The organism is Meiothermus sp., from assembly GCF_025056915.1.
Taxonomy (GTDB): Bacteria; Deinococcota; Deinococci; order Deinococcales; family Thermaceae; genus Meiothermus.
Genome location: NZ_JANWVH010000107.1, coordinates 245 through 7,863 on the forward strand (window position 1 = coordinate 245; position 7,619 = coordinate 7,863).

General features: G+C 64.6%; 4 protein-coding genes. All 4 read right to left on the reverse strand.

Features of this window, described 5'->3' with window-relative positions; all coding sequences use genetic code 11:
* Nucleotides 1–1,779: type I-C CRISPR-associated protein Cas8c/Csd1 (gene cas8c, locus NZN28_RS13265; protein WP_295398909.1), on the reverse strand; the 1,779-nt coding region annotated here is incomplete at its 3' end.
* Nucleotides 1,779–2,525, reverse strand: a complete 747-nt coding sequence (gene cas5c, locus NZN28_RS13270) for a type I-C CRISPR-associated protein Cas5c (RefSeq protein WP_295398911.1) — start codon at nt 2,523–2,525, stop codon at nt 1,779–1,781. The genes cas8c and cas5c, both read right to left, overlap by 1 nt.
* A 58-nt stretch (nt 2,526–2,583) precedes the next feature.
* Nucleotides 2,584–5,829, reverse strand: coding sequence for a CRISPR-associated endonuclease Cas3'' (locus tag NZN28_RS13275; RefSeq protein ID WP_295398913.1), 3,246 nt, complete (start codon nt 5,827–5,829; stop codon nt 2,584–2,586).
* A gap of 260 nt (nt 5,830–6,089) precedes the next feature.
* On the reverse strand, nt 6,090–7,619 hold a 1,530-nt coding region (locus tag NZN28_RS13280), incomplete at its 5' end, for a tetratricopeptide repeat protein (RefSeq protein ID WP_295398915.1).

The following is a 7,619-nucleotide window of genomic DNA, read 5'->3' on the forward strand; positions in this document are numbered from 1 at the left end:
CAGGGCGAAGAGGCTCTGCTCCTCGAGGCTCAGCGTGCGGGGCAGGCTGGGCCCCAGGGCGCTCCAGACCTGGGCCAGTTGGGTGTTGAACCAGTAGGCCAGACCGGGAGACTCCTTGGCCATCTTGCTCAGGTGGTGCTGCGAGAGCCTGGTGAGGCGGCCCAGCACCATGGCCGGGGTGCTGCTGGCCGCGCCATAGTAGCGCTGTACCACGCCGGCGTTGATCTCCGACTCCACAGAGGCCTCCTGAATCTGGGCCAGCAGGCACATCAATCGGCCACAGTGGTAGGCCGGGCTGGGGTGGTGGGGGTCTAGGGCCATATGCATCCTTCCTCCTTTGCGGATGTGGTAAGCCTTCAAAAGCCCCATGCGGGCATAGATGCGCCCCAGGGCGGCGGCGTCGGGCTTTTGCGCGTTCAAGGCCTCGCTAAAAGCCCCGGTCATCACCTCGGCGGTGTGGGACTCCATGATGCGGGCCAAAGCGCCGTAGGGAATGGGCAGATTTGGGTTCAAGGCCGCGCGCCAGAGGGGGACTTGCAGGGTTTTGATGGGTTTGAGGTAGTCGTCGAACTTCTGCTCGGGGGTCTTGGGGCGCTGGAGGCTCAGGAAGAGCCGGTTCAGGCCCGGCAAGCTGGCCGCCCGGTCGCCGCTTTTTCGCACGATGGTGAGGTGCTCGAACCAGGTTTGCACGGCCTGCACAAACTCTTCCAGCGAACCGGTCTGCCAGTCGCGCACCATCACCCGGCCCGAGGCGGGGCTCATGGCCGTGGCGAAGAAGCGGGCGTGGCGCAGGCTGGGCGGGGCCTCGCCGGTCTTGAGGGCTTTGAGCACCTTGCGGGCGCGCTCGAGGGCCTGGGCTTCCTCGGCCTCGTTGCTGCTGGGGGCGAAGAGGTCGCGGAAAAAGTCGTCCTCCTCGGGTATCTCCTGGTCGTACCAGACCACCACCTTCATATCCCCCAGGGTCTCGGCCTGTTCCAAAAGCGCGTCCAGCCCGGCCCGGTAGGCGGTGGCCGAAAGCTCCTCCACGGCGGCGTTTTCCCCCTGGGAGAGGCCATAGGACTCGAAGGCTTCCTTGTCGTAGGTGACCAGGGCGTGCCCGAAGGCGCTCCCGCCCAGCTTGGTCACCTTGGGGTGCGTGGAGGCCGGGGGAATGAGCTCGCCGCTGGCAAAGGAGCGCATCCCGCCACCGGTGTTTGCAGGCGGGAAGGCCTGGGCGCGGAACCCCCGCCACCAGTCGTGCCAGTCGGGGAACTCGAGCACGCACTGCCCGGCGAGGAAGAAGGAGATTTTATCGGTGGTCTTGAGCTTTTCAGCGCCTTTTTGCTGGGTTTGGGCCTCGAGCTTCTCCCTTATCTGCGCCATCTGCCCTGGGTCGGCGAGGGCACGGGCGATGCGCCCAAGCAGGGGCACCTGCTGTGCGGCCAGCTCTATGAGCAGCCGGAAGGTCTCTTGCTTTTGCAGGTTTTTGGCGTGCTCCTCAGGGCTTTTGATGTTCCCTTCCCTATCCCGCTCGGCCAGCCCGAACACCACCGCGCAGGTGTCGGCCAGGAAGTGCGCTGCCTGTTCCGCCGCGTGGCCCTGGGCCCGCAGGTAGCCGGGCAGGGCCATCATCTCAGGCTGGGAGAGGTCGGGAGCGGGTTTGGTCTGGTTCAGCGGGATGAGTTCGGTAAACTCTCCTGCCGGGCTCACCCCCACCAGCCAGCGGATTTCCTTCTGGGTAAAGCCCGGTTCCGCGCCCAGCCCCTTTTGCCGGGCGTACTCCACCAACTGCGAAAGCATCAGCCCACCCCCTTCTTCACCTGCTCGCTTGCATAGGGGGGTACCTTGAGCACCCCCTCCACCACCTCGGCCTGGAAGAGGCTCACGCGGGGCTTCTCGCCCCTGTCGGTGCGCAGCGGGGCCCCTGGCCTGGCGAGGTCGAAGACGTCGTAGAGCATCCAGCCGATTTTTTCGCTGTAGGGCACGGGCCGGGCTTCCTCGCCGGGCTCTGCCAGGCGGAAGTAGCCGGTGAACTCGCGGCAGCCCAGGTAGGGCTGGTAGATGCACTGGCCCGCCCGGGCCCGGCGCTCAAAGCTGTGCTCAATCTTCTGGCGCAGGGCGTGGTCTTCGCGGTAGAGCACGGCGTGGGCGGTGAGGCGGTAGCGCACGTCCCGCAGGGCCATGGTCTGGCGCTGGGTGCGGCCTTTGGTGTCCTGGCCGGTCTCCTCCCGGGTGGCATCGGCAAAAAGGGGCTCGAAGGTGCTGGGGTTCCTCATCCAGCCCTGGATGCTGCGCGGGCTCACCTTTTCCTTCACCTCGTTGCGCATCAGGGCGATGTAGCGCACTGGCTTCAGCACTTCAATTCGCTCAATCTGCCAGTACATGAGGGGCCTTTTGCTCTGGGGGTCAAAGTCCAGGTAGAGGGCGTCGTAGATGCCCCGCGCGGCGCTGGGGGTGATGACGGGGTAGCTGAAGCGCTCCACCTTGAACTCGGGCCGCGTGAAGCAGGCCAGCTCGCCCCAGACTTCCAAGCTAAAACTTCGCATGGTACCTCCTTCCAGATCGTTTTTGCGAAACATACCAAAGCCTTGCCCCGGCACCGGGTTAGATGACCAGGCCCACGCCGCCCCCCTCCTCTGGGGTGAAGCCCAGCTGGGGGCTGTAGAGCAAATCGTCGGGGCAGAGGAACCAGTCGGGGGCCTCACCCCGGCCAAAGCGCAGGAAGACAGGCTCCAGGAAGGCGGGCGGCCCCCCTTTGGGCAGGAAGTAGGGCACCGTGTAGGGCCGGGCCCGGTGAATCCAGTCGGCGGCGATGCCTTTATCCCGAGCCTCCTGCATCAGTTCCCGAGCCTCGAGGTTGTAGGGCACCACCACGTTCACCGCCGGCGACTCGATGATGCGGTAGCGGCGGGCAAGCTCGGCGTAGTTTTGGGTTCGGATGAAGTCTTCAATCTCTGGGTCGCTCACGCTTTGCAGGCTGTAGAGGCTCTGGTAGTAGCGGCGGAAGGTGGCGGGCCCCAAGCTCAGCTCGCCCTCGGCCAGCAGGGCGCGGGTTAGCTTGGCGGCCTGGGCGTAAGCCTTATCGGGGTAGCCCTCGTCCTCGGGCAGGAAGACCACCAGCCGTCCTTGGCTCCGCAGCCCATGCCGGTTGACGCGCCCGGCAGTCTGGGCGATGGCCTCCAATGGCCCCAAGGCCCGGTAGCCCACGGGAAAGTCGAGCTCCACCCCGGCTTCCACCACCTGCGTAGAGACCAGCCGGCAGGGCTCGCCCGCCTCCAGGCGCTTCTGCACCGCCCCCAGCACCTCTAGCCGGTGCGCCGGGCAGAGCGCGGTGGAAAGGTGGAAAAGGCCCTCCAGCCCTTTGTCGTGGGCCTGTTTGAAGAGCGCGTGGGCCTGCCGCTTGAGGTTCAGCACCACCAAAGCCTGAGGGTCGGCCTCGAGCAGCGTCACCAGACAGGGCCAGGGGGTAGGGTTTTTGAGCCACCAGTCGAGCTTGACCCGCTGGGTTTGTACAAAGAGCCCCTCGGGCTGGGGGATGATTTCCAAAGGCTGCCAGCCCTGGGGCTCGCCCTCCCTCACCTTTTCGTGCAGGGTGTCGAAGGCGGGCTGGGTGGCGGTGGCGAAGACCACCACCGCGCCGTACTTCTCACTGGCCAGGTGGGCCAGGGTCTTGAGGGTGGGCACGGCCAGGTGGGTGGGCAGGGTCTGCACCTCGTCGAACAAAAGCACGCTCCCGGCCAGGTTGTGCAGCTTGCGGCAGGCCCCCGGGCGGCTGGCGTGGAGGCTTTCCAAAAGCTGCACGTGGGTGGTGAGGACGATGGGGGCCTCCCAGTTTTCCGCCAGCAGGCGGCGCTCGAGTTCGGCCATGTCCTGCTCATCGGAAAGCTCCTTGCGCAGTGGGCGGTAGGCCAGGCTGTGGTCTTCCAGGATGTAGTGGGGGCCAAAGTCGGCCAAAAGTTCGCGGTAGATTTTGGCGGTCTGGTCGAGGATGGACAGATAGGGCAGCACCACCACGATGCGCCTTATGCGGGGGTCGAGCATGGCCCGCTTCAGCGCGAAGCGCAGCATGGCCAGGGTTTTGCCCAGCCCCGTGGGCGCGGTCAGGGTAAAGAGGCGGCCTTCCTGCCCGGCGGCCTGGGCGCAGGCCTCGGAGACCTGCTGCCGCAGGCGGCGGATGCCTGGGGGCAGGTTTTCGTTGGCGGCCAGCCCTTGCAGGTGGGCCTCGAGCCGCTTTAGCGCCCGCTCGGCCTGCAAGGGAGGCGGAGTGGGACGCACCTCGCCTTGCAAGTGCCGCTCGGTGTCCAGAAAGTCGGCGTCCACCAGGGCCGAGAAGAGCATGCGGGTCTCGAGCATGGCGGCAGCGCTCTGGGCTGTGGCAACTGGTGCCTGGCTGGGAGGTGGTAACTCTATGCCATCGTCCAGGAGACGCTCTTTGAGCACCTCGAGGTCGCCCTCGCTCAGGCGCAGCTCAGCCGGAAAGCCCTGCCCGTCCTGCCGCAGTTTCATCTCCTTAAGGCTTTCCCTGGCCCCGCTCTGTAGCCCTATGTGGTGCCCCTGCACGGCCAGCGCCACCTCCGGCACGCGGTACTCGAACAGGGCCAGATGCGCCCCTGCCGACCAGTGGTCGAGGCCCTTTTCCTTGCCCTCCAGGCGGCGCTGAAAGAGGTCGCCGTATTTGCCCAGGTCGTGCAGCAGCCCGGCCAGGTGGGCTTTTTCCGGCTCGCCGAAGGAAGCAGCTTTCTCCTGGGCCAACTGCGCGACCTGCAGGGCGTGTTCGCGCATGGGCTGCCAGCGGCTTCGGTCTTTGTGGGAGTGGGCCCAGTAGGTTTTGGGCGAGGAGGAGCCTGTGCCCTCGTGCTGCGCCAGCAACTGCCGGGCCTCGGCCAGCCAGGTCTCGCGCAGGCTTGGGGGCTCCAGCACCTCCACGCGGGGCCCCCAGCTCTGAATCCAGGGTAGCAGCTCGAGGGGGAATCCTTCGCTATCGGTGCCGACGGTAATTGAAACGAGAGTGTAGCCACCCTCGAGCTGCTCGACAATCTGAAGGTTGGGGTAGCCCCCTTCGCGCAGGCGATCGGCGGCCTCCGGCGCAAAGCGAAGCAAAACCTTCACCGCTTTCCCACCCACGATGCCCCAGGCCGCCGAAAGGTAGGCGGTGGGGTCGAAGTCGTCGGGGATGGTGTACGTCTCGTTCAGAAGGCGCGGGCGCTGGATGCGCTCGAGCTTGTAGGTTTTGAGGTTGTCAAGGTAGTGGATGCCCCGGCCAAAAAGCCGGTCTTTGCCGATGATGTAGACCGCCATATTGGCCCTGGAGACCTCGATGAAGTAGGTCTCGAGTTCCACCCCGAAAGGGCGGGCCTGGGGGGGCTTGTACTCGAAGGCCACCACCCGGCGCTCGAGCCAGCCCTGGGTGAGGGTCTCGAGGTTGGCCCCGCTCAGGCTGGGGGGGCGCGCCCCCAGAGCCCCGGTGCTCTTGAGGGCAATGGCCCCAAGCGGCTCGGGCAGGTTTTTAGCCAGCTTGCGCAGGGCCTCCTGGTAGGCTTTGTTGCTGCCGGGGCTGTGGTGCGCCAGCATTCGCAGGGCGGTGAAGGCTACCACCGTCTCGGTGAGGCCCAGCCGCTCGACCACCTCGATGCGGTAGGTGTGGCGCAGGCCGTCGTGTACAAACTGCAAGCCCAGCCGCTCGGCCAAGGCCCTGACCTCGTCCAGATAGTTGTAAACCGCCCGTTCGCCCAAATCCAGCTCGACTTGAAGCTCGCTGGGTTTCCAGGGCTTTTGTTGCAGCAACTCGAGCAGCCGCAAAAGCCGAAGGGCTTTGCTTTGGTGATGGTTGAGGTCTTCAGTTTCGGGCATACAAAACCGATTGACCCCACCTTAGCAAACCCTCATCCATCTGTCGTCCATTTTTTTATAAAGGCTGCTGTTACTAAAAAATATATGAGTTTACTAAACGCATATTTGTTGTGACAACGAATAAAAACTGTTTTACCATAACTGCCGGTGACCAATCCTGGCCTTACATGCGAAGAGCGCTCTATGTACGATTTGGCGCAGGGGTAGAGGTTCCGGTGGGGGCGGGCCTTGGGTATGGACACACAGGGCAGGATGTCCGGCTAGACCACCAGCCACTGCCGCCGCCACTCCTCGACCCAGTCACTGTAGTAGCCGGGCATGAAGGTGTGGGAGAGGTCTTGGGGGTCGTACATGGGCAGGTTTTGGGGGTTCAGATCGCATATCCACTCGGCCCGAGGGTCGAGGGTGTACACCCCCCCCTGGTTTTGCACGCTCTCCTTCCAGCCCAGTGCCTGCCGGAGCTTCTCCAGGTTTTCCCAAAACGCCTTGCGGGGGTTGCGGTTTCTGGGGTTGCCCAGGCGGTCGAGCAGCACCTCGAGGCTGGCCTGGCCCCCGCTCACCAGCAAGAACACCAACAATTCCCCCATCTTGCTAACCGCCGGAATGGGCACCGGGCGCCCGTTTACCCGCACCTCGAGCCCTCCGTAGGGCCGCACCTCCACCCGGATTTGCCGAGGGGTTTGGCAGATACCCGCCATCCGGGCCAGCTCGGGGAAACAACTCAGTTCTTCTCGCACCCAAAGACTGGAGGCCTCGAGGCCGCTCAACAGGCTGCGGGCCTGCTCCTCCAGACCCCTTTGCCTTGCATACTCCGCCTCCACCACCCTAAGCACCACCTGCCCTCGCTCGCTCAGTCGGCCCGAGGCCAGGTGTTCTTTTAGATGTGCGATGGACTCAAAGACCCGAACCGCCTCGCCTAGCATCAAGCGGGCAGCCAGAAGGTCGGCCTCGAGCCATACCTCGGCAGGGTTCATCTGCCAGGCCTGGGTCAGCTTGGCCAGGGCTTCCTCGGTCTGGCCCATCAGGCGCAGGGTGTGCCCCCAGCCCCACAGGGCCATCTGTCGGTCGTGCAGGTCACCTGGCCCCTTCGATGCCTGCTGGTAGCTGTGCAAAGCCCGCTCCCACTCACCTAAGCTGCGGCGGACGGCAGCAATGCCGCTCAGGGCCTTGGCCCGAAAGTCTTTTGCCGGGGCCTTTTTGCTCAGCTTGAAGGCTTGCAAAAGGTGCCGCTCGGCTTTGTGGGGCTGGTCGGGCAGCAGCGCCATGCCCAGGCTGTTGTGGGCCCAGGCCAGGTAGTAGGGGTCTTCCTCCAAGTAGGCCAGGGCCTCGGCCCATTTGACCAGGGCTTGCGACCTGTGCCCTTGGTGGTAGAGGAAAAACCCAGCATCCAGCAGCATTCGTCCCAGTGAAGGGCCTTTCAAATAGGCCCGAGACTGCTCGAGCACCTCGAGCCATCCTGGTTGGCCTGTCCAAAACAGGGCCTCTCCTTTCGAGCGATAAAAAATGCCCCAGTCGAAGGGGGATGCAGGCTCGGCGTGTTGGAGGGTGTGAAGGGCCTCTTGGTAGGAACCCTGGCGCACCTGTGCCCAGCTAAGGTAGACCAGGGCCGCAGGCGAGGGGGTTCGCTCCGATAGCCAGCTAAGAATTTGCTCGGGTGCGCGGGCTTTGCAAAGGGCTTGCAGATAAATAGACTCAAAGCCTGCCTGTTCAAGCAACGCTGCGGGGAGCTTCTGCAGCTCCGACAAAAACGCCTTCGCTCGTAAATGAGTGGTGCAGTTTTCCAGTCGGCG